Source organism: Streptomyces longwoodensis, from assembly GCF_001514125.1.
Classification (GTDB): domain Bacteria; phylum Actinomycetota; class Actinomycetes; order Streptomycetales; family Streptomycetaceae; genus Streptomyces; species Streptomyces longwoodensis.
The window spans coordinates 1648-27260 of sequence record NZ_KQ948556.1; the positions used below are offsets into that span (position 1 = coordinate 1648).

The 25613-nt window shown below is 70.7% G+C and carries 19 protein-coding genes; 14 read left to right on the plus strand and 5 right to left on the minus strand.

Annotated elements, in window-relative coordinates:
- Nucleotides 1-265: 265 nt before the first annotated feature.
- A complete protein-coding gene (locus AQJ30_RS21595) occupies nt 266-1873 on the minus strand; it encodes an ATP-binding protein (protein ID WP_245727012.1) in 1608 nt (535 codons plus the stop codon).
- 113 nt (nt 1874-1986) lie between these two features.
- Between AQJ30_RS21595 and AQJ30_RS21600 the strand changes: the two genes are divergently transcribed.
- Nucleotides 1987-3135 carry a glycoside hydrolase family 18 protein gene (locus AQJ30_RS21600; RefSeq protein WP_107119656.1) on the plus strand — a complete coding sequence of 383 codons (1149 nt, stop codon included), beginning with the start codon at nt 1987-1989 and terminating at the stop codon, nt 3133-3135.
- 43 nt (nt 3136-3178) lie between these two features.
- Nucleotides 3179-4156: a phosphotransferase family protein gene (locus AQJ30_RS21605; protein WP_211279056.1), complete on the plus strand. Its 978-nt coding sequence runs from the start codon at nt 3179-3181 to the stop codon at nt 4154-4156.
- Here AQJ30_RS21605 and AQJ30_RS21610 read toward each other — a convergent pair.
- From AQJ30_RS21610 to AQJ30_RS21625, 4 genes are all read right to left on the minus strand, one after another.
- Nucleotides 4131-4907 carry a succinate dehydrogenase/fumarate reductase iron-sulfur subunit gene (locus AQJ30_RS21610; protein ID WP_067236619.1) on the minus strand — a complete coding sequence of 259 codons (777 nt, stop codon included), beginning with the start codon at nt 4905-4907 and terminating at the stop codon, nt 4131-4133. The genes AQJ30_RS21605 and AQJ30_RS21610 overlap by 26 nt on opposite strands.
- On the minus strand, nt 4904-6916 hold the full coding sequence (locus AQJ30_RS21615) for a fumarate reductase/succinate dehydrogenase flavoprotein subunit (protein WP_067236621.1): 2013 nt from the start codon (nt 6914-6916) through the stop codon (nt 4904-4906). Before AQJ30_RS21615 ends, AQJ30_RS21610 begins: the two co-directional genes overlap by 4 nt.
- A gap of 80 nt (nt 6917-6996) precedes the next feature.
- The gene (locus AQJ30_RS21620) at nt 6997-7833 is read right to left on the minus strand and encodes a hypothetical protein (protein WP_067236623.1); all 837 of its coding nucleotides are present in this window, start codon (nt 7831-7833) and stop codon (nt 6997-6999) included.
- A 17-nt stretch (nt 7834-7850) separates the two neighbouring features.
- Complete coding sequence (locus tag AQJ30_RS21625; protein ID WP_067236625.1) at nt 7851-8141, minus strand: hypothetical protein; 291 nt, start codon at nt 8139-8141, stop codon at nt 7851-7853.
- Between the two features lie 359 nt (nt 8142-8500).
- Here AQJ30_RS21625 and AQJ30_RS21630 point away from each other — a divergent pair, with 359 nt between their 5' ends.
- From AQJ30_RS21630 to AQJ30_RS21685, 12 genes are all read left to right on the plus strand, one after another.
- The gene (locus tag AQJ30_RS21630; RefSeq protein ID WP_067236627.1) at nt 8501-10864 is read left to right on the plus strand and encodes an ABC transporter family substrate-binding protein; all 2364 of its coding nucleotides are present in this window, start codon (nt 8501-8503) and stop codon (nt 10862-10864) included.
- 227 nt (nt 10865-11091) lie between these two features.
- On the plus strand, nt 11092-13008 hold the full coding sequence (gene typA / locus AQJ30_RS21635) for a translational GTPase TypA (RefSeq protein WP_067236630.1): 1917 nt from the start codon (nt 11092-11094) through the stop codon (nt 13006-13008).
- Nucleotides 13009-13405: 397 nt separating this feature from the next.
- Complete coding sequence (locus tag AQJ30_RS21640) at nt 13406-14446, plus strand: ABC transporter permease (RefSeq protein ID WP_067236631.1); 1041 nt, start codon at nt 13406-13408, stop codon at nt 14444-14446.
- 111 nt (nt 14447-14557) lie between these two features.
- On the plus strand, nt 14558-16366 hold the full coding sequence (locus AQJ30_RS21645; RefSeq protein WP_067236634.1) for an ABC transporter substrate-binding protein: 1809 nt from the start codon (nt 14558-14560) through the stop codon (nt 16364-16366).
- Nucleotides 16367-16461: 95 nt separating this feature from the next.
- A complete protein-coding gene (locus AQJ30_RS21650; RefSeq protein WP_067236636.1) occupies nt 16462-17442 on the plus strand; it encodes an ABC transporter permease in 981 nt (326 codons plus the stop codon).
- Nucleotides 17443-17451: 9 nt separating this feature from the next.
- The gene (locus AQJ30_RS21655) at nt 17452-18513 is read left to right on the plus strand and encodes an ABC transporter ATP-binding protein (RefSeq protein ID WP_067236639.1); all 1062 of its coding nucleotides are present in this window, start codon (nt 17452-17454) and stop codon (nt 18511-18513) included.
- A gap of 13 nt (nt 18514-18526) precedes the next feature.
- Complete coding sequence (locus AQJ30_RS21660) at nt 18527-19651, plus strand: ABC transporter ATP-binding protein (protein WP_067236641.1); 1125 nt, start codon at nt 18527-18529, stop codon at nt 19649-19651.
- Nucleotides 19652-19863: 212 nt separating this feature from the next.
- Nucleotides 19864-21492 carry a peptide ABC transporter substrate-binding protein gene (locus tag AQJ30_RS21665; protein ID WP_067236644.1) on the plus strand — a complete coding sequence of 543 codons (1629 nt, stop codon included), beginning with the start codon at nt 19864-19866 and terminating at the stop codon, nt 21490-21492.
- A 6-nt stretch (nt 21493-21498) separates the two neighbouring features.
- Nucleotides 21499-22422 carry an ABC transporter permease gene (locus tag AQJ30_RS21670; RefSeq protein ID WP_067236647.1) on the plus strand — a complete coding sequence of 308 codons (924 nt, stop codon included), beginning with the start codon at nt 21499-21501 and terminating at the stop codon, nt 22420-22422.
- Nucleotides 22415-23395: an ABC transporter permease gene (locus AQJ30_RS21675; protein ID WP_067236650.1), complete on the plus strand. Its 981-nt coding sequence runs from the start codon at nt 22415-22417 to the stop codon at nt 23393-23395. Before AQJ30_RS21670 ends, AQJ30_RS21675 begins: the two co-directional genes overlap by 8 nt.
- A 7-nt stretch (nt 23396-23402) precedes the next feature.
- Entirely contained in the window at nt 23403-24377 is a 975-nt protein-coding gene (locus tag AQJ30_RS21680; RefSeq protein ID WP_067236653.1) for an ABC transporter ATP-binding protein, read from the plus strand.
- The gene (locus AQJ30_RS21685; protein WP_067236656.1) at nt 24370-25455 is read left to right on the plus strand and encodes an ABC transporter ATP-binding protein; all 1086 of its coding nucleotides are present in this window, start codon (nt 24370-24372) and stop codon (nt 25453-25455) included. The genes AQJ30_RS21680 and AQJ30_RS21685 overlap by 8 nt, the downstream gene beginning before the upstream one ends.
- The last annotated feature ends 158 nt before the right edge of the window (nt 25456-25613 follow it).

Consider the following 25613-nt stretch of genomic DNA (forward strand, 5'->3'; position numbering starts at 1 on the left):
CCGACAGCCCCTGGAACTGGGAGTGCACATCACTGCCCGTGTCCCGGACGTTTCCCGCGTCCTTCTTCAACGCGGCATGGTCGAGCTCCAGTTGGAACAGGTTCCCCGTGAACTGAGGGATCTCGTCGGGCTTGATCACGCGTTCTTCACCCCCGTGCGTCCGACTCGCCTCACCGGACAACTCGCGTCAAGATCAGATCATCATACAAAGAAGTGCACGGGGTGCCTCGGAGTCGTCACCACTTCGCTACAACGTGCGTGAGATTCACGCCATTTGACCGTCGGGGCGCTGCTGCGCCCCAGCCGACTGGTGGCCGCGCAGGCGTACGTCCTGCTCCGCCGACGCCCGCGCCTCCCGCGCCAGGTCGTCCGCGCGGACCCGGTCGGCCTGCGTCGCCGCGTTCCCGCGCGCGAACAGACGCCGGGCCTCCGCCAGACGCGTCCGGGCCGTGAGCCGCACGCCCTCCCGGTGCGTCACGAGGAACGCCTCCGCAGCGGCCAGGGAGTCGGCCGCCGTCAGGTGCGCCGCGGCCGCCAGCACCCCCGATTCGCCGGCGGACAGGGGCTCCGTCGCCCGTACGACGCGCCGCAGCAGCTCCAGGGGGTCGTACGGCCGTCCCGACGTCACCTCCGCGCGTACGGCGGCCAGGACCGCGTCGGCGTGCAGCAGCAGCGGAGCCGCGTGCGGGGCGCCCCCCGATGCAGCGGGCGCGCGGTGGGCCGCCAGTTCCGCTTCCGCTCCGGTCAGCGCCGCCGGGACCAGCCGGGCCGCCTCGGTCAGGTCCCGCGCCAACCGGTCGGTCTCGGCCAGGAACACCCCGGCCCGGGCGATCGCGCCCTCGGCCGCGCGCAGGTGCCCGGTGGCCTCGGCGGGGCGACCCAGGTCGCTCGCCTGCCGGGCGCCGTTGAGCTCGGTGGTCGCCAGCACCAACCGGTCCTTGGCGAGTTCCGGGTACCCGGTCACCGCGTCGAGGGCGGCCGGCGCGTACCGGGCGTGGAGCGCGGACAAGGTGGCCTCCACCGCCGGTGTACGGGCGGTCAGTTCACGGAACCGCGCCTCCGCGACCTCCAACGCCTCAGCCAGCCGCGCCGCTTGGACCGACCATGGCGCCGACCCCGCGTCCAGGGTCCGGACCACCTCCTGGCACCGGCCCGCGATCCCGGCCAGCGCGTGCCGCCGCTCCGCCGCGTCCGCCGGTACGCCCTCGTCGTACCGCTGCCGCATCGCGTACGCCGACGCCAGTTCCGCCTCGGCGTCGCGCACGGCCCGGGCCCAGGGGGCCACCGCCTCCGGGCCCCCGCGCGCCTCCGCGGAGGCGAGTTCCTCGCGGGCCGCGAGCAGCCGGTTCTCCGCGTCGACCAGCCCCGGTACGCCGTCCCCGTCGCCCTCTCCGCCCCCGTGCCCGGGTGCCGCCGCCTCGCCGTCCCCGTGTGCGGGTGCCGCAGCCTCCGCGTCCGCCGCCCGTGGGGCACCCGGCCTCCCCGCACCCGGTGCCGTACGACTCCGGGCCCGGCGCCTGCGGCGTACGTAGCCGTAGCCCGCCAGGGCGCCCGCCGCGCCCACCACCGCCACGGGCAGGACCAGGTCCGCCCCGGACGTCTCGTCACCGTCCGTCGCGTCTGTCGCGTCGGTCGCGTCTGTCGCGTCGGTCGCGTCGGTCGCGTCGGTCGCGTCGGTCGCGGCAGCCGTGCCCACCGTGCCGCCTGCAGGTGAGGGCGTAATGATCGCAACCGGAGCGTCCGCGGGCGGCGTCATCCCCGGCAACACCAGCCACACGAACCCGGCCGCACCACCGAGCGCGGCGTGCGCCGCCCGCACGGCCAGGTGCGGCCCGGCACGCCGCGGCCGGCCTCGGAACAGGGGCGACGTCACATTCGGGAGCGTAGGGCCGTGGCCACGGCCCCGCGACCGGGGTACGGCCGGGCGGCGGCGGGCCCGCGCACCCGGGCGGGACGGTGGACCGGGCGACAGGGGAGGGACACCGGGTGGAACGGCCGACGGAGACAGGGGCACCGGCGGAGGCGTCGGCAGCGGCAGCGACGGGAGCCGCAGCGGACGCCCCGGCAGCAGCGTCACCCCCTGCCGAGGGCCCCACCGGCACACCCACCGCCCCCCGCCGCGCCTGGCCCCGCCGGGCCCGTCGCACCGCCCTCGCCCTGCTCCTCCTCGTCCTGCTCCCCCTCGTCGCCTCCCAGATCGCCCTGCGCGTCACCTACGCCGGCGACCCCGCCGACGGCACCCGCACCCGGGGCCGGGACGCCCTCTGGCTCGGGCACGCCTGGGTCGACGGGCGCAAGGGCGACGCCGACGTGGCCGCGCTGGCCGAGCGGCTCGCGGGCACCGGGGTCAAGGACCTCTACGTGCACGCGGGACCGCTGGAACACGACGGCACGCTGCCCGCCTCGCTGTACCCGAAGGCCCGTTGGCTGGTGGGCGCGGTGCACCGGGAGATGCCCGGGGTGCGGGTGCAGGCCTGGCTCGGGGACGTGCTCGCCACCGAGGGGCCGACCGGGATGCGGCTGGCGGACGCCGGCACCCGCGCCCACGTCGTCCGGTCCACCCGGCAGGTCCTCGACGCCGGTTTCGAGGGCGCCCACTTCGACCTGGAGCCGCTGCACTCGGGGGACCGCCACTACCTAGGCCTGCTGGACCGGCTGCACGCCGTGACCCGCGCGCGGAACGTCCCGCTGTCCGTCGCCGCCCACCAGATCGACCCGCTGCCCGGCTTCCACTCCTTCTGGGGCACGGTCGCCGGGCACCCCAAGTGGTGGTCGCAGGCGTTCTTCGGCGAGGTCGCGCACCGTGTCGACCAGATCGCCGTCATGTCGTACGACACCCTGCAGCCGCTGCAGAGCACCTACGGCGGCTACGTCGCCCAGCAGACCTCGCTCGCCCTGGAGGTCACCCCGCCCGGCACCGACCTGCTGATGGGGCTGCCCTTCTACCACGAGAACCGCTTCGGCCACTGGAACCACGCGGAGACCGCCCGGGCCGCCGTCCGCGGCGCCCGCCTCGGCCTCTCCCGCACGGACGCCGGCCGCGCACGGTTCGGGGTGGCCCTGTACGTCGACTTCGCGGCCACGGACTCCGACTGGGCGGCGTACCGGGAAGGTTGGTGCGACCGGGCCGGGTGAAAACGAGGGGCGCGGCCGGGCCCGGGCCGTGAGACTCAGGGGCATGGACCGCGTACGACGCCACCTGACCGCCGCCGACCTGGCGCCCCTCGCCCGCACCGCCCTGGGGCCACGGCGCACCCTCGACGGCGTCGAGCGGCTGCGCGGCGGCAGCAGGAAGGGCGTGTACCGGCTGCGCTGCGACGACGGCGCGACGGCCGTCGCGTACGTGTGGTCGCCGGAGGAGGACTACTGGGACCACGGCGGACACCCGGACCCCCGGGACCCCTTCTCGGCGGCCTCCGGGCCCGCCCTGTTCGCTGCCGCCCACGACCGGCTGACCGCCGTGGGTGTGCGCACGCCCCGCCTGCTGCACCTCGGCACGGACGCGGCCGTCGTCGAGGACGTGACCGGCGGCAGCCTGGAGGAGGTACTCGCCCGCGACCCGGCCGCAGCCGCCGCCACGCTGGGCCGGCTCGGCGAGGCGGTCCGCGCCCTGGGCGCCCACGCGTCGGCGGCCTACGGGAAGGTCGCCGTCGTCGACGCCGGCGGCTCCTCGCACGGGACGTCCTGCGTCCAGGTCGTACGGGACCGGGCGCTGCGGGACGTCGAGGAGGCGGCCGGGCGCGACCCGCGGATCGCGGCCGTGCGGGAGGAGGCGGCCGAGCGGCTCGGGCACCTCGCCGCGGCGGTGCGCCCGCGCACCCGGCACGCACTGGTGCACGGCGAACTCGGGCCCGACCACGTACTCGTGGCCCCGGACGGCGCCCCGGTCCTCATCGACGTCGAGGGGCTGATGTACTTCGACGTCGAGCAGGAGCACGTGTTCCTGGAGCTGCGCTTCGGGCCCCACTATGACCGGCTGCGCGTCCCCGGGCTCGACGGGGACCGGCTGCGGCTGTACCGCCTCGCCCTGCACCTGTCGCTGGTCGCGGGCCCGTTGCGGCTGCTGGACGGCGACTTCCCGGACGCGGGGGCGATGCGGGGCATCGCGGAGTTCAACCTGCGCCGGGTGCTCAGCCTCCTGCGCCCCGTCTCCTGATCTTCGAGCCGAGCCAGACCAGGGGGTCGTACTTACGGTCGACGGCGCGTTCCTTGAGGGGGATCAGGGCGTTGTCGGTGATCTTGATGCCCTCGGGGCAGACCTCGGTGCAGCACTTGGTGATGTTGCAGTAGCCGAGGCCGTGGACCTCCTGGGCCGCGCGTTCGCGGTCCAGGCCGGTGTCCGCGGCCGCGTCCAGCGGGTGCATGTCGAGTTCGGCGACCCGCATCAGGAAGCGCGGGCCGGCGAAGGCCGTCTTGTTCTCCTCGTGGTCGCGCACCACGTGGCAGGTGTCCTGGCACAGGAAGCACTCGATGCACTTGCGGAACTCCTGCGGGCGGTCCACGTCCTCCTGCATCATGCGGTACTCGCCGGGGCCCAGCCCGGCGGGCGGCACGAACGCCGGGACCTCCCGCGCCTTCCGGTAGTTGAAGCCGACGTCCGTCACCAGGTCGCGGACCACGGGGAAGGCCCGCAAGGGGGTCACCGTGACCGTCTCGGCCCGGTCGAAGACCGACATGCGGGTCATGCACATCAGCCGCGGGCGCCCGTTGACCTCGGCCGAGCACGAACCGCACTTGCCGGCCTTGCAGTTCCAGCGGACGGCCAGGTCGGGGGCCTGGGTGGCCTGGATGCGGTGGATGACGTCCAGCACCACCTCGCCCTCGTCGACCTCGACCCGGTAGTCCTCCAGGCCGCCGCCGTCCACGTCCCCCCGCCACACCTTGAATCGAGCCTGGTAGCCGCTCACTCGTACAGCTCCTCCTCGGCGAGGTACTTGACCAGCTCCTCCTTGTCGAACAGGGCGAGCAGGTCCGGGCGGACGGGTTCGGTGGTCTCGCGGGTGAGGCGGATCCGGCCGCTCACCGGGTCGGCGGCGGTGAGTCCGCCCGTCGGGTCGGTGGCGGCGAGGCCGCCCGTGCCACCGGTGGCCGCGAGGCCGCCCGTCGGGTCGGTCAGCGTGCACAGCAGGTTGATCCGGCGCCAGGCGCGGTCCATGGCCGGGTGGTCCTCGCGGGTGTGCCCGCCGCGCGACTCGGTGCGCTCCAGCGCGGCCCGCGCCACGCACTCGCTGACCAGCAGCATGTTGCGCAGGTCCAGGGCGAGGTGCCAGCCCGGGTTGAACTGGCGGTGCCCCTCGACGCCGGCCCGGCGCGCCCGCACCCGCAGCTCGGCGAGCTTGACCAGGGCCTGCCGCATCTCGCCCTCCCGGCGGATGATGCCGACCAGGTCGTTCATGGTCTGCTGGAGCTCCTGGTGCAGGGTGTAGGGGTTCTCCGGGGGGCGCCCGCCGGCCCCGGCGTCCTCGTGCGCGGCGTCGGCCTCGGCCTCGGCGGAGAACGGCCGTAGGGCCTCGGCCGCCGCCGCGTCGACCTGCGCGTCGTCGGCCCGCGGACGGGCCCCGGCCAGTGCGGCCGCGTACTCGGCGGCGTGCCGGCCCGCCCGCCGGCCGAAGACCAGCAGGTCGGACAGGGAGTTGCCGCCGAGCCGGTTGGAGCCGTGCATGCCGCCCGCGACCTCACCGGCCGCGTACAGCCCCGGCACCCCGCGGGCCGCCGCCGAGTCGGAGTCGACCGCGATGCCGCCCATCACGTAGTGGCAGGTCGGCCCGACCTCCATCGCCTCGGCCGTGATGTCGACGTCGGCCAGCTCCTTGAACTGGTGGTACATCGACGGCAGCCGCCGCCTGATCACCTCGGCGGGCATCCGGGTGGACACGTCGAGGAAGACGCCGCCGTGCGGGGAGCCCCGCCCCGCCTTGACCTCGGCGTTGATGGCGCGGGCGACCTCGTCGCGGGGGAGCAGCTCGGGCGGCCGCCGGTGGTGGTCCGGGTCGTCGTACCAGCGGTCGGCCTCCTCCTCCGTCTCGGCGTACTTCTCCTTGAAGACGTCGGGGACGTACCGGAACATGAACCGGTCGCCCTCGGAGTTGCGCAGCACCCCGCCGTCGCCGCGCACGGACTCGGTGACGAGGATGCCCTTGACCGACGGCGGCCAGACCATGCCGGTCGGGTGGAACTGCACGAACTCCATGTTCAGCAGCGGGGCGCCCGCGAGCAGCGCCAGCGCGTGCCCGTCGCCGGTGTACTCCCAGGAGTTGGACGTCACCTTGAACGACTTGCCGATGCCGCCCGTGGCGATCACGACGGCCGGTGCCTCCAGGACGAAGAAGCGGCCGGACTCCCGCTCGTAGCCGAAGACGCCCGACACGCGGTCGCCGTCCTTGAGCACCCGGGTGACCGTGCACTCCTGGAAGACCTTCAGCCGGGCCTCGTGGTCGCCGGTCTCCCGGAAGTCCTCCTGCTGGAGGGCGACGACCTTCTGCTGAAGGGTGCGGATCAGTTCCAGGCCCGTGCGGTCGCCGACGTGCGCGAGGCGCGGGTACTCGTGCCCGCCGAAGTTGCGCTGGGAGATCCGCCCGTCCTTGGTGCGGTCGAACAGCGCGCCCCACGTCTCCAGTTCCCACACCCGGTCCGGGGCCTCCTGGGCGTGCAGTTCGGCCATCCGCCACTGGTTGAGGAACTTCCCGCCGCGCAGGGTGTCGCGGAAGTGCACCTGCCAGCTGTCGTGCTCGTTGGCGTTGGCCATGGCGGCGGCGATCCCGCCCTCGGCCATCACCGTGTGCGCCTTGCCGAACAGCGACTTGCAGACCACCGCCGTACGGCAGCCCCGCTCGCGGGCCTCGATGGCGGCCCGCAGACCGGCACCGCCGGCCCCGACCACGACGACGTCCCACTCCTGGCGGTCGACCACGGACATCAGCAGGCCCCACTCACTAGACGCACCGGACACACGGGTGACGGACGGGAACGCGCACTGTGCTCACGGGAAATTGCTCACTAGAAGAAACGCGGATCGTCGAACGCCCCGGACGCGACGAGCCAGACGTAGAGGTCGGCGAGCGCCACGCTGACCAGCGACGCCCAGGCGAGCAGCATGTGCCGGGCGTTCAGCCGGCCCACGAACTGCCACATCCGGTAGCGCACGGGGTGCCGGGAGAAGTGCTTGAGCTTGCCGCCGACGATGTGCCGGCAGGAGTGGCAGGACAGGGTGTACGCCCAGATCAGCACGATGTTGGCCAGGAACACCAGGGTGCCCAGGCCCATGTGGCCCCAGGCGTAGTGCTCGTCGCGGAAGGCGAGCGCGGTGTCGTAGGTGAGGATCCCGGCGACGACGACCGCCGCGTAGAAGAAGTACCGGTGCAGGTTCTGCAGGACCAGCGGGAAGCGGGTCTCGCCGGTGTACGTCCGGTGCGGCTCGGCCACCGCGCAGGCCGGGGGCGAGGCCCAGAAGCCCCGGTAGTAGGCCTTGCGGTAGTAGTAGCAGGTCAGGCGGAAGCCCAGCGGGAAGACCAGGATGATGATCGCCGGGGAGATCCCCCACCAGCCGCCGAACACCTCCCAGTTGGGCCCGGCGTGCATCGGCCTGCACCGCTCGGCCAGGCACGGCGAGTAGAACGGCGACACGTAGGGCGCCGCGTAGTAGTCCGAGTCCGCGAAGGCCCGCCAGGTCGAGTAGACGACGAAGGCGAGCAGACCGGCGGTGGTGGCGGCGGGCGCCAGCCACCACCGGTCGGTGCGCAAGTGGGGGGCGGCGATCGCGGCGCGCGTGGCGCCGCGGACACCGCCCCGCGCCCGGGCGGGTTCGGTGGCAGGGGGTTCCGTACCAGTGGCCACGGGTGACTCCGGTCGGCTCAGGGGGCGCGACGGTCGCGGGCGCCGAGTCCCTCGTCGTCCGAGTCCGTCCACAGGCTGACGTCGTAGGGGGTGTCGGAGATGGTCACGAGCTCCGGGACGGCGGCCACGACCGGGGTCGCGGCGGCCTGCCGGAGCAGGGCGACGCTCTCGCGCAGGTGCTGGGCGTCGGTGCGGACGCGGCGGATCTCCAGACCGCCGCCACCGACCTGTTTCTCGAGTCGGCCGACCGACCGGAGCAGCTCGTCCATGCAGCGCTGGATCGAAGCCAGGTCGTCGTTCACGGACATGACGTGCACCTCATTTCCGCGGGCCCGGGGCCCTGGACGGGGGGCGTTCATGCGCCTGAGAGTGTCGCGCGTCACACCGGCCGCTGGGAAGGGACGTGCAGCGAAATAGGGGGCGTACGGGTGTGCACCGGCTGGATACCGCGCCTGCGGGGCCGAAGGGTGTTGCGCCGCACGGGTGGCGTTCCGCCCCGCCCCGCCGTGTCGCCGCCGTCCGCTGAACCCTTTCCTCTTCACTCGCCGACGTACGCCGATAGATCTGATCAGCTCCATATACCGCCAAAAGTGATCACCCACTTGATCAAAAGACCCGGCAGCACGCCCGGGAAGTCCCGAACACCGCGGAGCCGGAGGTAGCAGAGATGTCCCACGACGGCCTCGGACCGCGCGCGGTCATGCGCTCGGTCACCTTTCTGACCGCGACCGTGCTCGCGGTCCCCCTGCTGGCCGCCTGCGGCTCCGACGACCAGGCCGGCAAGCCCCTCGCCGCCCAGGACATCGCCTCGGCCGCCCGCGCCCGGGTCGCCGACGGCGGCACGCTGCACTGGGCCGTCGACGACGTGCCCGAGACCTTCAACTCCTTCCAGGCCGACGCCGACGCCACCACCAACCGGGTCGCCCAGGCCGTGCTCCCGGCGATGTACCGCCTCGACGCGGCCGGACGGCCCCGGCGCGACGCCGACTACCTGGAGTCCGCCAAGGTCGTGGACACCGAGCCGAAGCAGGTCGTCCTGTACCGGCTCGACCAGCAGGCCGTCTGGAGCGACGGCCGCGAGATCGGCGCCGCCGACTTCGCCGCCCAGTGGCGCGCCCTGTCCGGCAAGGACAGCGCCTACTGGACCGCCCGCAACGCCGGCTACGACCGCATCGAGAAGGTCGAGCGCGGCCGCAACGACCTGGAGGTCCGGGTCACCTTCGCGCGCCCCTACGCCGACTGGCGCTCGCTGTTCTCGCCGCTGTACCCCAAGGACGTGATGGGCACGCCCGACGCGTTCAACGACGGGGCGCGCCGCACGCTGAAGGTGACGGCCGGGCCGTTCGCGCTCCGCAAGGTCGACCGCAAGGCCGAGACGGTCACCCTCGCGCGCAACCCGCGCTGGTGGGGGCGGCCGGCGAAGCTGTCCGAGATCGTCCTGACGGCCGTGCCCCGTGAGGACCGGGCGTCCGCCCTGGCCGCCGGGAAGCTGGACCTCGCCGAGGTCGACCCGGCCGACGCCCGCCGCATCGAGACGGCGGCGAAGGGATCGGCGGGCGCGGACGCGTCGGCGCCGGGAGCCGGCGGGGGGACGGGCGGGGCGAAGAAGAGCGACAAGAGCGAGAAGAGCGGGAAGAGCGGAAAGGCCGACCCGAGCGAGAAAAGCGGGAAGGCCGACGACGAGCAGCAGACGGACGACGAGCAGCAGTCCGACGAGAAGAAGACCGACGGCGAGAAGAAGTCCGACGGCGACAGGACCGACGGCGAGAAGAAGAGCGACGACGGCGACGACCAGGAGGGCTCCGACGGCAAGGCCTCCCGTGCGGCGGCCGCCCAGGACGCCTCGCGCGACCTGGAGGTGCGCCGCTCGCTGGAGCCGGCGTACACCCAGCTCGCCCTGAACGGCTCCGAGGGCCCGCTCGCCGACGAGCGGGTGCGCCGGGCCGTGGCCCGGGCACTGGACCGCAAGGAGCTGGCGAAGCTGGTGCTCAGGCCCCTGGGCCTGCCCGCCGAGCCGGTCGGCAGCCACCTCGCCCTGTCCGGCCAGTCGGTCTACGCCGACAACAGCGGCGCGCTCGGCGGCCAGGACACCGCCGAGGCGCGGGCCCTGCTCGGGGACGCCGGCTGGGTGCCGGGCGGCCCGGTCGACGAGGTGAAGACGGAGAAGGCGGCCGGGGGAGAGGGCGAGAAGTCCGACCGGGGCGCGAAGAGCAGCAGCTCCCCGAAGGCCGGCAAGAAGGACGACGCGGACGACGACGAGGGGACGTACATCGTCGGCGAGGACGACAAGGGGCACCGCGCGGGCGGCGGGGACGGCAAGGACCAGCGCAGCGGGAACGACGGGCGGCACCTCGCCCAGGACGGCCGGCAGTGGGTCGGCCGGGAGCTGCGGCAGGGCGGCGTGGCCGGCGCCTACGCCCCGAAGGGCACCGCCGCGCCGGCCGGCTCGGCTTCGGGGGTGCTCGCCAAGGACGGCAAGGCGCTGAACCTGCGATTCGTGCTGCCCTCGGGCGAGGGCTCCGAGACGCTGCGGGCGGTCGCCGAGCGGATCTCCTCGATGCTGGTGAAGGTCGGCATCCGCACCCAGATCACCAAGGTGTCCGAGGCGAGCTACTTCAAGGACCACATCGCGTCCGGGCAGTACGACCTCGCCCTGTACTCGTGGCCCGCGAGCGCCTTCCCCGCGACCGACGCGCGGCCGATCTACGCCAAGCCCGTGCCGGCCGCGGACGGGTCGCTGACCGTGGAGCAGAACTACACGCGGGTCGGCACCGACCAGGTGGACCAGCTGTTCGACCGGGCCGTCGCCACCCTGGACGAGGACGCGGCGCGGGACCTGCTGCGCAAGGCGGACAGCCGGATCTGGGCGGCGGCAGGATCGATTCCGCTGTATCAGCGGCCGCAGCTGGTGGCCGCCCGCAAGGGCCTGGTGAACGCGGGCGCCTTCGGGTTCGGGACGCCGGTGTACGAGGACATGGGCTTCCTGAAGAAGGGCGCGGTGCGGGACGTGGCGAGCCCGTCGCAGAAGTAGGCATCAGCGGGGAGCGCCCCAGGTCGAGGGGTGCTCGGGGCCGGTCGTACCGGCTCGGGCGGGGCCGTCCTGCGGGCGGCCCCGCCCCGGCGTCACCGGGCCAGGAAGCCCCTGGCGCGATCGCCCCGTACCATGGGGTGAGGCCGTGGCACGTTCAGCCCGGCAGGGCCCGCGCCCCACAGACGTACGCGCCGGGCTTTCCTCACACTCCGGGAGTACGCCACCTCATGGCAGTGACCGCAACACGTCACGACATCCGCAACGTCGCCATCGTCGCGCACGTCGACCACGGCAAGACGACCATCGTCGACGGCATGCTGAAGCAGGCCGGTGCCTTCGCCGCCCACCAGCTCGACTCGGTCGACGACCGGATGATGGACTCGAACGACCTGGAGCGTGAGAAGGGCATCACGATCCTCGCCAAGAACACGGCGGTGAAGTACCACCCCAAGGACGGCGGGGAGCCCATCACGATCAACATCATCGACACCCCCGGCCACGCCGACTTCGGTGGCGAGGTCGAGCGCGGTCTGTCGATGGTCGACGGCGTCGTGCTGCTCGTGGACGCGTCCGAGGGCCCGCTGCCGCAGACCCGCTTCGTGCTGCGCAAGGCGCTCAGCCAGCGGCTGCCGATCATCCTGTGCATCAACAAGACGGACCGTCCGGACGCCCGGATCGACGAGGTCGTCAACGAGACGTACGACCTCTTCCTCGACCTGGACGCCGACGAGGAGCAGATCGAGTTCCCGATCGTCTACGCGTGCGGCCGGGACGGCGTCGCCTCCCTGACCAAGCCCGCCGACGGCACCGTCCCCGGTGACTCGGACAGCCTGGAGCCGTTCTTCTCGACGATCCTGGAGCACATCCCCGCTCCCACGTACGAGGAGGACGCCCCGCTCCAGGCGCACGTCACCAACCTGGACGCCGACAACTTCCTCGGCCGCATCGCGCTGCTGCGCGTGCACCAGGGCGAGCTGAAGAAGGGGCAGACCGTCGCCTGGATGAAGCGCGACGGCTCCGTGCAGAACGTGCGGATCTCCGAGCTGATGATGACCGAGGCGCTCACCCGCAAGCCCGCCGAGAAGGCCGGCCCGGGTGACATCTGCGCCGTCGCCGGCATCCCGGAGATCATGATCGGCGAGACGCTGGCCGACCCCGAGAACCCGGTGGCCCTGCCGCTGATCACGGTGGACGAGCCCGCCATCTCGATGACCATCGGCACCAACACCTCCCCGCTGGTCGGCCGTGGCGGCACCGGCAAGGGCGCGGACGCCAAGGCGGCCGTCAAGGACCGCAAGGTCACCGCCCGCCAGGTCAAGGACCGGCTCGACCGCGAGCTGATCGGCAACGTCTCGCTGCGCGTGCTGGAGACCGACCGCCCGGACGCCTGGGAGGTCCAGGGCCGCGGTGAGCTGGCCCTCGCCATCCTGGTCGAGACGATGCGCCGGGAGGGCTACGAGCTGACGGTCGGCAAGCCGCAGGTCGTCACCAAGGACGTCGACGGCAAGGTCTACGAGCCGGTCGAGCGCATGACGATCGACGTGCCCGAGGAGCACATGGGCGCGGTCACGCAGCTCATGGGCGTGCGCAAGGGCCGGATGGACAACATGTCCAACCACGGCTCCGGCTGGGTCCGCATGGAGTTCGTGGTGCCCTCGCGCGGTCTGATCGGCTTCCGCACGGAGTTCCTGACCCAGACCCGCGGCACGGGCATCGCCCACTCCATCCACGAGGGCCACGAGCCCTGGTTCGGCACGCTGACCACCCGCAACAACGGCTCGCTGGTCGCGGACCGCTCGGGTGCCGTCACGGCGTTCGCGATGACGAACCTCCAGGAGCGCGGCGTGCTCTTCGTGGAGCCCGGCACCGAGGTGTACGAGGGCATGATCGTCGGTGAGAACTCGCGTGCCGACGACATGGACGTGAACATCACCAAGGAGAAGAAGCTCACCAACATGCGGTCGTCCACGGCCGACGTGGCCGAGTCGATCGTGCCGCCGCGCAAGCTGTCGCTGGAGCAGTCCCTGGAGTTCTGCCGCGACGACGAGTGCGTCGAGGTGACCCCGGAGGCCGTGCGCATCCGCAAGGTCGCGCTGGACCAGCGTGAGCGCGCCCGCGCGGCGAGCCGCGCCAAGCACGGCTGAGCCGAGCCCCCGCAACGAGTCGTACGACCCGGTTCTCTCCCTGGGAGAGGGCCGGGTCGTCGGCGTACCCCGGGGCGGGGCGGAGGGGGTCGACGGAGACGCGACGGACGACTGATGAGTAACCGTCCGGAAATCGGTGACCGGCCGATCGTGTTTCGGACATGTGAACGCAAATTGCCTCCGTTATGCCCGATTTGACGTTTGTTCATCTCGCATGTCAAGCGCGCGTAGGTGTCAGTCTCCGCAATTTTTGCTCAAAATGTGGACCGTAGGGAGATCCCTATGTCTTCCGCCCTTGACGCGCGTTGAACGTTTTGGCGACAGTTCCCCCAAACCACAGAACCTGCCGGTATCTGTGCTGCGCTCAACTCTCCTACCCCGCGGGGGAAGAACACACATGACCAGTCCAACCAAGGCCGAGGGCCCCGGGTCTGCGGTCGCCTTGGACCCCGAGGTGGCGTCGACGGCCGCCGAGACCGACAAGGGCAAGGAACTCGTCGGTCGTTCCCCCGGCCAGTTGATGTGGATCCGCTTCAAGCGGGACCGCGTCGGCGTGATCTCGGCCTGTGTCGTGGTCTTCTTCTTCGTGGTGGGCCTCCTGGCGCCCGTCATCTCGAAGCTCTACGGCAAGGACCCGTACACGGTGTTCGCCGACGAGCGCCCGGACCTGTTCGACAGCGCGGGTGTCCCGCTGCAGCCCAACGGCGGCATCAGCGGCGAGTTCTGGTTCGGTCTCGAACCCGGCAACGGGTACGACGTCTTCACCAAGCTGCTCTACGGCATCCGGAACTCGCTCGGCATCTCGGTGGCCGTCACCCTCGCGACGGTCCTCACCGGCGTCCTCCTCGGTGTCATGGCGGGCTACATGGGCGGCAAGGTCGACTTCGTCGTCAGCCGGGTCGTCGACTTCCTCCTCGCCTTCCCCGCGCAGCTGTTCTTCATCGCCAGCATGCCCGTCGTGGTCTCGCTCTTCGTCGACCCCAAGGACGAGACGCCGGTCTACGTCCGGGTGGTTGCGCTGATCGCCGTGCAGTGGGTCCTGGGCTGGATGAGCCTGGCCCGCATCCTGCGCGGCACCGCGCTCTCGCTGGCCGGCCGCGAGTTCATCGAGGCGGCCAGGGTGAGCGGGGCCTCGCCGTGGCGGATCATCCGCAAGGAAGTCCTGCCCAACGTGGTCACGCCGATCCTCGTGCAGTCCACGTACATGCTCCCGGCCTTCGTCACGGCCGAGGCCGGCCTCTCGTTCCTCGGCGTGGGTCTCGTCGAGCCGACGCCCGACTGGGGACAGATGTTCTCCAAGGCGTCCACCGAACTCGTGATGCAGAACGACATCACGTACATGTTCTTCCCGGGTATCTCCATGATCATCTTCATCGTGGCGTTCAACCTGCTCGGGGACTCGGTCCGCGACGCCTTCGACCCCAAGACGGCTCGCTGACCGACGGGATGGGCATCCTGCCCGAACCAGTTCGCGGCGGCGATCTCGCCGCCGCGGACGACGCTTCATTTCATCGCAGTTGTGACACATGGATGGGTGGGAAACCGAGTGATGGGTAAGGGTGGACGCCACACGTACGCCGCCATCTCCGTGCTCGCGGCCGGAGCGCTTGCGCTCACCGGCTGCAGCTCCGGTGGCAGCAAGGGCGGGGCCAGCAACGAGAAGGACACGGAGAACGCCAAGCGGCAGCAGTCCTCCATCGAGTTCGGCAAGGCGCAGGACTCGGTCGGTCCGGCTGCCGAGGTGCCCGGCGCCAAGGCGGGCGGCACGGTGACCGTCCTGCAGCGGGACTCCTACGCCCACCTCGACCCGGCGCAGATCTACGTCTCCGACGAGGGTTCCCTCTCCTCGATCATCCACCGCGGTCTGACCGGCTACAAGGCGACCAGCGACGACGGCGCCAAGCACGAGGTCGTCGGTGACCTCGCCACCGACAGCGGCACCACCACCGACGGCGGCAAGACCTGGACGTACAAGCTGAAGGACGGCGTCAAGTGGGCCGACGGCACGCCGATCACCTCGGCTGACGTCCGCCACACCTTCGAGCGCCTCTTCGCGCCGTTCATCTCCAACGGCCCGACGTACATCCAGCAGTGGATGGCCAACACCCCGGGCACCGAGTACCGCGGCCTCCTCAAGGGCGGCCCGTACGGCGGCAAGCACCTGCCGGACACCGTCCTCGCGACCCCGGACGACAAGACGATCGTCTTCAAGTTCCAGGAGCCGAAGCCGGACCTGCCGTACGCGCTCGCCATGGCGGGCTACTCCGTGGTGTCGCAGAAGAAGGACACCAAGGAGAAGTACGACAAGGCCCCGATGACCGCCGGTCCCTACAAGATCGCGGACTTCAAGTCGGGCAAGTCCATGACGCTGGTCAAGAACACGAACTGGGACCCGAAGACGGACCCGATCCGCCACCAGTACGTCGACCAGTTCAACTTCCTCTTCAACAAGCAGTACGAGGACTCCACCAAGACGCTGCTCGACGACTCGGGCGTCAACGCGACCTCGATCAGCTTCAACAACCAGGTCGACGCGGGCAACCTGTCCAAGGTCCTGGCCGACCCGAAGCTGAAGTCCCGCGTGGTCTCCGGCTACCAGCCCTACGTCGGCCAGATGGACATCAACATGTCCCAGCCGGAGATGAAGGACAAGAAGGTCCGCGAGGCCATCGCCTACGCGCTGCCCATCTCGCCCTTCGTCCGCGCCTACGGCGGTGCCCAGGCCATGGAGGTCGCCGGCGGTCTGATCAGCCCGACCGTCTCCGGCTACAACCCGAGCTTCGACCCGTTCGGCAAGAAGAAGAAGCCGGCCGGTGACCCGGTGAAGGCCAAGGCGCTCCTGAAGGAGGCCGGCAAGGTCGGCATGAAGCTGACCTTCGGCTACATCAACACCCCGGAGGGCCAGCAGTACTCCACCGCCATGGCGGCGGGTCTGCAGAAGGCCGGCTTCAACGTCCAGCGCCAGGAGATCCCGGCCGAGACGTACTACGACCAGATCGGCAAGGTCAAGAACAACTTCGACATCTACCACACCGCGTGGGGTGCCGACTGGCCGAGCGCCTCGACGGTCGTCCCGCCGCTGTACGACGGCCGCGTCATCCAGGACGGCGCCGCCAACTACGCGCACATCAACGACCCGAAGGTCAACGCGGACATCGACCGGGTCAACAAGATCACGGACCCGGTCAAGGCCGCTGAGGAGTGGAACAAGGTCAGCGAGTACATCGTCAAGGATGTCGTCTCCAACATCCCGACGGGCTACTACAAGCAGACCCAGATCGCCGGTTCGAAGGTCGGCGGCCTCGTGTACGACGACGTCCTCGGTGGCGTCGACCCGCGCAGGCTGTTCGTGAAGTAACCGACTCCACCTCCCACGGTGCCTGTGGGCGCCCCGCCGTCCGGCGGGGCGCCCCCTGACCGCACAGCCTTCCCACGCCCGAAAGCTGCCTCCTGATGCTGCGCTTCATCTTCCGCCGGACACTCGGCGCCGTCGTGATCCTGGTCCTGTTGACCGTGGTCGCGTTCCTGCTCTTCTTCGGCATGCCACGCGATCCGGCGCTGCTGATGTGCGGCAAGACCTGTACACCGGACGCCCTGGCCAACATCCACAAGACGCTGGGGATCGACAAGTCGATCCCGGAGCAGTTCTGGATCTTCCTCCAGGGCCTCTTCGTGGGCCGGGACGACTTCGCCCAGGGCCCCTGCCCCGCCCCGTGCTTCGGCTACTCGTACCACACCAACGAGAACGTCTGGACGACCCTCATCGACCGCCTGCCGACCACGGTCTCGCTGGCCATCGGCTCCGCCGTCCTCTTCCTGCTCGTCGGTCTCGGCTCGGGTCTGCTCGCGGCCTGGAAGCGCGGCACGGTCGTCGACAAGACCTTCACGGCCGGCGCGATGGTCCTCAGCTCCATGCAGATCTACTTCCTCGGCCCGCTCGTCCTGGCCCTGCTGGTCTTCCAGATGCACCTGTTCGACCAGCCGACGTACACGCCCTTCACGGACAACCCCGCGGACTGGTTCACCGGGCTGATCATCCCCTGGGCCGTGCTCTCGACGATCTTCGCCGCTCAGTACACTCGTATGGCGCGCTCGTCGATGATCGAGCAGCTCCAGGAGGAGCACGTGCGGACCGCCCGCGCCAAGGGCATGTCCCGCGGCTACGTGTTCTTCCGCTACGCCTGGCGGGGTTCGCTCATCCCGATCGTGACCATCTTCGGCATCGACATCGGCTCGCTGCTGGGCGGAGCGATCATCACCGAGTTCACCTTCGGCCTGCCGGGCCTCGGGCGGCTGGCCGTGGAGGCGGTGAACTTCAGCGACCTCCCCCTGCTGCTGGGAGTGATGCTGTTCTCGGCCGCCATGATCCTTCTGTTCAACATCATCGTCGATGCGTGCTACGCGTTCATCGACCCGCGCGTGCGGCTGTCCTAGGAGCTCTCTGTGACCACTCTCACCAAGGAATCGGGGGCTCCCACCTCGGCCGACGCCGGGGCCTTCCTCTCCGTGCGCGACCTGCGCGTCCAGTTCAGGACCGAGGACGGCATCGTCAAGGCGGTCGACGGGCTCTCCTTCGACCTGGAGCGGGGCAGGACCCTCGGCATCGTCGGCGAGTCGGGCTCCGGCAAGTCGGTGACGAACCTGACCATCCTCGGTCTGCACAACCCGCAGTTCGCCACCATCGACGGTGAGATCGTGCTGGACGGCCAGGAGCTCATCACCGCCCGCGAGCGGGAGCTGGAGAAGCTCCGCGGCAACAAGATGGCGATGATCTTCCAGGACCCGCTGACCGCGCTGTCCCCGTACTACACGGTGGGCCGGCAGCTGTCCGAGCCCTTCATGAAGCACAAGGGCGCCTCCAAGAAGGAGGCGAGGGACCGCGCGATCGAGATGCTGACCAAGGTCGGCATCCCGCAGCCCAAGGTCCGCTTCGACGACTACCCGCACCAGTTCTCCGGCGGCATGCGCCAGCGCGCCATGATCGCCATGGCGCTGATGTGCGACCCCGACCTGCTGATCGCCGACGAGCCGACCACCGCGCTCGACGTGACCGTGCAGGCGCAGATCCTCGACCTGCTCAAGGACCTCCAGCAGGAGTTCGGCTCCGCGATCGTCTTCATCACCCACGACCTCGGCGTCATCTCCAAGATGGCCGACGACCTGCTGGTGATGTACGCGGGCCGGGCCGTGGAGCGGGGCAGCGTGAAGGAGGTGCTGGGCGCGCCCCGGCACCCGTACACCTGGGGCCTGCTCAGCTCGATGCCGCGGCTGAACAGCGACATCCACCAGGCGCTCACCCCCATCCCGGGCTCGCCGCCCTCGCTGCTCAACCCGCCGTCGGGCTGCCCCTTCCACCCGCGCTGCGCCTTCCGGTCGGAGGTCCCGGGCACCCTGTGCACCGACAGCCGGCCGCCGCTCGGCGAGGGGCGGGCCGCCGCGTGCCACCTGACGGCGGAGCAGAAGCAGTCCATCTTCATCGACAAGATCCAGCCCCGGCTGCGCTAGGGAGATCCGAGACATGAGCGACAACCTCACCCTCCCCGCACAGCAGGGCTCCGCCGACGCCGGTTCTCCGTCGACCGAGACGCTGCTGAAGGTCGAGGGGCTGACCAAACACTTCCCCATCTACGGCGGCTTCCCGATCCGGCGCAAGGTCGGCGCGGTCCAGGCCGTCGACGGCGTGGACCTCTCGGTCGGCGTCGGCGAGAGCGTCGGCCTGGTGGGCGAGTCCGGCTGCGGCAAGTCGACGACGGGCCGGCTGATCACCCGGCTCCTGGAGCCGACCGCCGGCCGGATCACCTACGCCGGACAGGACATCACGCACGCCTCGCGGCGGGAGCTGGCGCCGGTGCGGTCCGAGATCCAGATGATCTTCCAGGACCCGTACTCCTCGCTGAACCCGCGGCAGACCGTCGGCACGATCATCAAGTCGCCGATGGAGGTCAACGGGATCGACCCGGCCGGCGGGCGCGAGAAGAGGGTCCGCGAGCTGCTGGAGCTGGTGGGCCTCAACCCCGAGCACTACAACCGCTTCCCGCACGAGTTCTCCGGCGGCCAGCGGCAGCGCATCGGGGTCGCGCGGGCGCTCGCCCTCAACCCCAAGCTGATCATCGCCGACGAGCCGGTCTCCGCGCTGGACGTGTCGATCCAGGCGCAGGTCGTGAACCTGCTGCAGAAGGTCCAGGACGAGCTGGGCATCGCCTTCGTGTTCATCGCGCACGACCTGGCGATCGTCCGGCACTTCTCGCAGCGCATCGCGGTCATGTACCTGGGCAAGGTGGTCGAGGTCGGCGACCGGGACTCCATCTACAACCGCCCCCGGCACCCCTACACCCACGCCCTGCTGTCCGCGGTCCCCGAGGTCGAGATCGACGGCGAGGACGACGGCCGTGAGCGCATCCGGCTCTCGGGCGACGTGCCCTCCCCGATCCAGCCGCCGTCCGGCTGCCGCTTCCGCACCCGGTGCTGGAAGGCGCAGGACAAGTGCGCGACGGAGGAGCCCCCGCTGGTCCAGCTGTCCGGCAACCGGGGCGGCCACCTGACGGCGTGCCACTTCCCGGAGGACCCGACGACCGAGGACCGCGGCGAGGACATCGTCCTGGACCCGGCCCTCGCGGCCCTCGAGGACGACGCGACGCAGTAACGCACCGGACCGCGCGCGGGGCGCGCGGACGGCACACGTGGGGCCGGGGAACACTCCCCGGCCCCACGTCGTGTTCTGCGGGCCTTCCCGCTTCCCCTGGTTCCTCCCCGTGACCGCCGAATGGCCGAGGCGCGCATGCGAGGCACCCCCTTTGCGCCGATATTGGCCGATAAGGCAACGGTGGAGATCGGTGGACCCAAGAGGAGGCATCCATGCGCGGAGCCAGGCACGCCAGGTGGGCCGCGGGCGCGGCGGCGGTCGCCCTGGTGGCGACGGGTTGCGGGGGCGGGGGTGGCTCCGGCGGCAGCGACAGCGGCGCGGTGCTCAGCGCCTCCTGGGGCGACCCGCAGAACCCGCTGGAGCCGGCCAACACCAACGAGGTGCAGGGCGGCAAGGTGCTCGACATGCTCTTCCGCGGGCTGAAGCGGTACAACCCGGAGACCGGGGCGGCCGAGGACATGCTCGCCGAGAAGATCGACACCACCGACTCGCAGAACTTCACCATCACCGTCAGGGACGGCTGGACGTTCAGCAACGGCGAGAAGGTCACCGCCAAGTCCTTCGTCGACGCCTGGAACTACGGCGCCAGCCTGAAGAACAACCAGAAGAACGCCTACTTCTTCGGCTACATCGAGGGCTACGACAAGGTCCACCCGGACAGCGGCAAGCAGACCGCCACCACGCTCTCCGGGCTGAAGGTCACCGGTGACCGCACCTTCACCGTCAAGCTGACCCAGAAGTTCTCGACGTTCCCCGACACCCTCGGCTACGTCGCCTTCGCCCCGCTGCCCCAGGCGTTCTTCTCCGACCACTCCGGCTGGCTGTCCAAGCCCGTGGGCAACGGGCCGTACACCATCCAGTCGTACACCAAGGGCTCCCAGATGGAGCTGCGCACGTGGGCGGACTACCCCGGCGACGACAAGGCCGACAACGGCGGCGTCACCCTCAAGGTGTACACCGACAACAACACCGCCTACACCGACCTGCTCGCCGGCAACCTCGACCTCGTCGACGACGTGCCCGCCGCCCAGCTGAAGAACGCCAAGAACGACCTGGGCGACCGCTACCTCAACACCCCGGCCGGCATCATCCAGACCCTGGCCTTCCCGTTCTACGACCCGCAGTGGAACAAGGCGGACTCGGACAAGGTCCGCAAGGGCCTGTCGATGGCGATCAACCGCAAGCAGATCACCGAGACGATCTTCCAGAAGACCCGCACCCCGGCCACCGACTGGACCTCACCGGTGCTCGGCAAGGACGGCGGCTTCCAGGACGGCCTGTGCGGCGACGCCTGCGACTACAACCCCAGCGAGGCCAAGAAGCTCATCCAGGAGGGCGGCGGCCTACCCGGCGGCCAGGTCAAGATCTCGTACAACGCCGACACCGGCTCCCACCAGCAGTGGGTGGACGCCGTCTGCAACTCCATCAACAACGCGCTCGGCAACACCAAGGCGTGCGTCGGCAACCCGATCGGCACCTTCGCCGACTTCCGCAACCAGATCACCGAGCGCAAGATGAGCGGCCCGTTCCGGGCCGGCTGGCAGATGGACTACCCGCTGATCCAGAACTTCCTCCAGCCGCTCTACTACACCAACGCCTCGTCCAACGACGGCAAGTGGTCCAACAAGCAGTTCGACCAGCTCGTCAACCAGGCGAACTCCGAGACCGACACGGGCAAGGCCGTGCAGACCTTCCAGAAGGCCGAGGAGGTCGTCCGCGACAACATGGCCGCCATCCCGCTCTGGTACCAGAACGGCAGCGCCGGCTACTCGCAGCGGCTGTCCAACGTCAAGCTCAACCCGTTCTCGGTCCCCGTCTACAACGAGATCAAGGTCGGCTGATCCGCCATGGGGCGCTACGTCGTCCGGCGGCTGCTCCAGATGATCCCCGTGTTCATCGGGGCCACGCTGCTGATCTTCCTGATGGTCAACGTGATGGGCGACCCCATCGCGGGCCTGTGCGGCGAGCGGCAGTGCGACCCCGCCACCGCCGCCCAGCTCAAGAAGGAGTTCGGCCTCGACAAGCCCGTGTGGCAGCAATACCTGACCTACATGGGCAACGTCTTCACCGGCGACTTCGGCACGGCCTTCAACGGCCAGGAGGTCACCGAGCTGATGGCGTCGGCGTTCCCGGTCACCATCCGGCTGACCATCGTGGCGATCCTCTTCGAGATCGTCATCGGGATCACCCTGGGCGTCATCACCGGGCTGCGCCGCGGCAGCCCGGAGGACACCGGCGTCCTGCTGCTGACCCTGGTCGTCATCTCCGTGCCCACCTTCGTCACCGGCCTGCTGCTCCAGCTGCTGCTGGGGGTGAAGTGGGGCTGGATCAAACCGTCGGTCTCACCGGAGGCGACGTTCAGCGAGCTGATCGTGCCCGGCCTGGTCCTCGCCTCCGTCTCCCTCGCCTACGTCACCCGCCTGACCCGCACCTCCATCGCGGAGAACAAGCGGTCCGACTACGTGCGCACGGCCATCGCCAAGGGCCTGCCGCGCCACCGGGTCGTCACCCGGCACCTGCTGCGCAACTCCCTGATCCCGGTGGTCACGTTCATCGGCACCGACGTGGGCGCGCTCATGGGCGGCGCGATCGTCACCGAGCGCATCTTCAACATCCACGGCGTCGGCTACCAGCTCTACCAGGGCATCCTCCGCCAGAACACCCAGACGGTCGTGGGCTTCGTGACCGTCCTGGTGCTGGTCTTCCTGGTGGCGAACCTGGTCGTCGACCTCCTGTACGCCGTTCTCGATCCGAGGATCCGCTATGCCTGAGCAGCCGTACGAGCCGGAGGGCGCGATCGCCGGGACCGGCATGGGCGGCGCCATGGACCTGGGCGCCAGCGAGGCCGTCAGCCTGGAGAAGACCCCCGGCGGACCGGACGGCACCGGGCCGGCCGACAAGCCGCGCTCGCTGTGGTCCGACGCCTGGCGCGACCTGCGGCGCAACCCCGTCTTCATCATCTCCGTCCTCGTCATCCTCTTCCTGGTCTTCATCTCCCTGTGGCCCGGGGCCATCACCTCCGGCAGCCCGCTGAAGTGCGACCTCGCCAAGGCCCAGCAGGGCTCCGGGCCGGGCGCGCCCTTCGGGTACAACGGCCAGGGCTGCAACGTCTACACGCGCACCGTGTACGGCGCCCGCACGTCCGTCACGGTCGGCGTCCTGGCGACGCTGGGCGTGGCGGTGCTGGGCAGCGTGCTGGGCGGGCTCGCCGGGTTCTTCAGCGGGTCCTGGGACTCGCTGCTGTCCCGGATCACCGACATCTTCTTCGCGATCCCGGTCGTCCTCGGCGGCCTGGTGCTGCTGTCGGTGGTCACCAGCAACACCGTCTGGCCGGTCATCGGGTTCATGGTGCTGCTCGGCTGGCCGCAGATCTCCCGCATCGCCCGCGGCTCGGTCATCACCGCCCAGCAGAACGACTACGTCCAGGCCGCCCGTGCCCTCGGCGCCTCCAACTCCCGGCTGCTGCTGCGGCACATCGCGCCCAACGCCGTGGCCCCCGTGATCGTCGTGGCGACCATCGCGCTCGGCACCTACATCGCGCTGGAGGCGACCCTGTCGTACCTCGGCGTCGGCCTGAAGCCGCCCAGCGTCTCCTGGGGCATCGACATCTCGGCGGCCTCGCCCTACGTCCGCAACGCCCCGCACGCCCTGCTGTGGCCCTCGGGCGCCCTGGCCGTCACCGTCCTGGCGTTCATCATGCTCGGCGACGCGGTGCGCGACGCCCTCGACCCGAAGCTGAGGTGACGGCGCCATGCTGCTCGAAGTGCGCGACCTGCACGTGGAGTTCCGCACCCGGGACGGGATCGCCAAGGCCGTCAACGGGGTCACCTACGCGGTCGACGAGGGCGAGACCCTGGCCGTGCTCGGCGAGTCCGGCTCCGGCAAGTCGGTCACCGCGCAGGCCGTGATGGGCATCCTCGACATGCCGCCGGGGCGGATCACCGGCGGCGAGATCCTGTTCAAGGGCCGCGACCTGCTCACGCTGAAGAAGGACGAGCGGCGCGCGGTGCGCGGCGCCGAGATGGCGATGATCTTCCAGGACGCGCTGTCCTCGCTCAACCCCGTGCTGTCGGTGGGCGACCAACTCGGCGAGATGTTCGTCGTGCACCGGGGCATGTCCCGCAAGGACGCCCGCGCCAAGGCCGTCGAGCTGATGGACCGGGTGCGCATCCCGGCGGCCAGGGAGCGGGTCAAGCAGTACCCGCACCAGTTCTCCGGCGGCATGCGCCAGCGCATCATGATCGCCATGGCGCTGGCCCTGGAGCCCGCGCTGATCATCGCCGACGAACCGACCACCGCGCTCGACGTCACCGTCCAGGCCCAGGTCATGGACCTGCTCGCGGAGTTGCAGCGCGAGTACCGGATGGGGCTCATCCTCATCACCCACGACCTCGGCGTCGTCGCGGACGTCGCCGACCGCATCGCCGTGATGTACGCGGGCCGGATCGTGGAGTCGGCGCCGGTCCACGACATCTACAAGGCGCCGGCCCACCCCTACACCCGGGGCCTGCTCGACTCCATCCCGCGCCTGGACCAGAAGGGCCAGGAGCTGTACGCCATCAAGGGCCTGCCGCCCAACCTGATGCGCATCCCGCCGGGCTGCCCCTTCCACCCGCGCTGCCCGATGGCGCAGGACGTGTGCCGCACGGACGTGCCGCCGCTGTACGAGGTCTCCGGGACGCGGGGCAGCGCCTGCCACTTCTGGAGGGAGTGCCTGCATGCCTGAGCCGATTCTGGAGGTCGACGGGCTCGTCAAGCACTACCCGCTGACGCAGGGCGTCCTGTTCAAGAAGCAGATCGGCGCGGTCAAGGCCGTCGACGGCGTCGACTTCGCCCTCGGCCGGGGCGAGACGCTCGGCATCGTCGGCGAGTCGGGCTGCGGCAAGTCCACGGTCGCCAAGATGCTGGTCCACCTGGAGCGGCCGACGGCCGGGGTGATCCGGTACAAGGGCGAGGACGTCACCAAGCTGTCCGGCCGCGCCCTGAAGGCCGTCCGCCGCAACATCCAGATGGTCTTCCAGGACCCGTACACCTCCCTCAACCCCCGGATGACCGTGGGCGACATCATCGGGGAGCCCTACGAGATCCACCCCGAGGTGGCGCCCAAGGGCGACCGGCGCCGGCGGGTGCAGGAGCTGCTCGACGTCGTCGGGCTCAACCCCGAGTACATCAACCGCTACCCGCACCAGTTCTCCGGCGGCCAGCGCCAGCGCATCGGCATCGCCCGGGGCCTCGCCCTGCGCCCCGAGGTGATCGTCGCCGACGAGCCGGTCTCCGCGCTGGACGTCTCGGTGCAGGCGCAGGTGATCAACCTGCTGGCCGGTCTGCAGAAGGAGTTCGACCTCTCCTACGTCTTCATCGCGCACGACCTGTCGATCGTCCGGCACATCTCGGACCGGGTCGGGGTGATGTACCTCGGCCGGATCGTGGAGATCGGCACCGACGAGCAGATCTACGACCACCCCACCCACCCCTACACCCAGGCGCTGCTGTCCGCGGTGCCGGTGCCCGACCCCGAGGCGCGCGAGCACCGGGAGCGGATCATCCTCGCCGGTGACGTGCCGTCACCGACCAACATCCCGTCCGGCTGCCGCTTCCGCACCCGCTGCTTCAAGGCGCGGGAACGGTGCGCCCAGGAGGTGCCGCTGCTCGCGGTGCCGGAGGCGTTCCGCGGGGCGGCGGGGCCCGCGGTCCACCCCTCGGCGTGCCACTTCGCCGAGGAGAAGCAGGTGGTGCCCCCGGAGACGGACCCGGGGGGCGACCGCTTCCTGCCCCCGGCGGACGGGCCCGGGCGGTCTGCGTAGCTGGTGGCCCGGGGTGCGCCCGGTGCTTAACACGCAGGCAACTCCGCCGACCCGGCACCGATATGTGCACGCGTCACGCTGGACGGCGTACGGCCGTGCGGGTGCCGTAACGGGCCGGGGACGCAGCCATGTCGTCCCCGGCCCGTGCCGTGCCGGGG

Bases quoted from the DNA above. Each gene is read 5' to 3' on its own strand.
- AQJ30_RS21685 (WP_067236656.1), top strand. From the start codon at position 24,370: ATGCCTGAGCCGATTCTGGAGGTCGACGGGCTCGTCAAGCACTACCCG.
- AQJ30_RS21660 (WP_067236641.1), top strand. From the start codon at position 18,527: ATGAGCGACAACCTCACCCTCCCCGCACAGCAGGGCTCCGCCGACGCC.
- AQJ30_RS21680 (WP_067236653.1), top strand. From the start codon at position 23,403: ATGCTGCTCGAAGTGCGCGACCTGCACGTGGAGTTCCGCACCCGGGAC.
- AQJ30_RS21650 (WP_067236636.1), top strand. From the start codon at position 16,462: ATGCTGCGCTTCATCTTCCGCCGGACACTCGGCGCCGTCGTGATCCTG.
- AQJ30_RS21670 (WP_067236647.1), top strand. From the start codon at position 21,499: ATGGGGCGCTACGTCGTCCGGCGGCTGCTCCAGATGATCCCCGTGTTC.
- AQJ30_RS21625 (WP_067236625.1), bottom strand. From the start codon at position 8,141: ATGTCCGTGAACGACGACCTGGCTTCGATCCAGCGCTGCATGGACGAG.
- AQJ30_RS21665 (WP_067236644.1), top strand. From the start codon at position 19,864: ATGCGCGGAGCCAGGCACGCCAGGTGGGCCGCGGGCGCGGCGGCGGTC.
- AQJ30_RS21675 (WP_067236650.1), top strand. From the start codon at position 22,415: ATGCCTGAGCAGCCGTACGAGCCGGAGGGCGCGATCGCCGGGACCGGC.
- AQJ30_RS21605 (WP_211279056.1), top strand. From the start codon at position 3,179: ATGGACCGCGTACGACGCCACCTGACCGCCGCCGACCTGGCGCCCCTC.
- AQJ30_RS21640 (WP_067236631.1), top strand. From the start codon at position 13,406: ATGACCAGTCCAACCAAGGCCGAGGGCCCCGGGTCTGCGGTCGCCTTG.
- typA (WP_067236630.1), top strand. From the start codon at position 11,092: ATGGCAGTGACCGCAACACGTCACGACATCCGCAACGTCGCCATCGTC.
- AQJ30_RS21630 (WP_067236627.1), top strand. From the start codon at position 8,501: ATGTCCCACGACGGCCTCGGACCGCGCGCGGTCATGCGCTCGGTCACC.
- AQJ30_RS21645 (WP_067236634.1), top strand. From the start codon at position 14,558: ATGGGTAAGGGTGGACGCCACACGTACGCCGCCATCTCCGTGCTCGCG.
- AQJ30_RS21615 (WP_067236621.1), bottom strand. From the start codon at position 6,916: ATGTCCGTGGTCGACCGCCAGGAGTGGGACGTCGTCGTGGTCGGGGCC.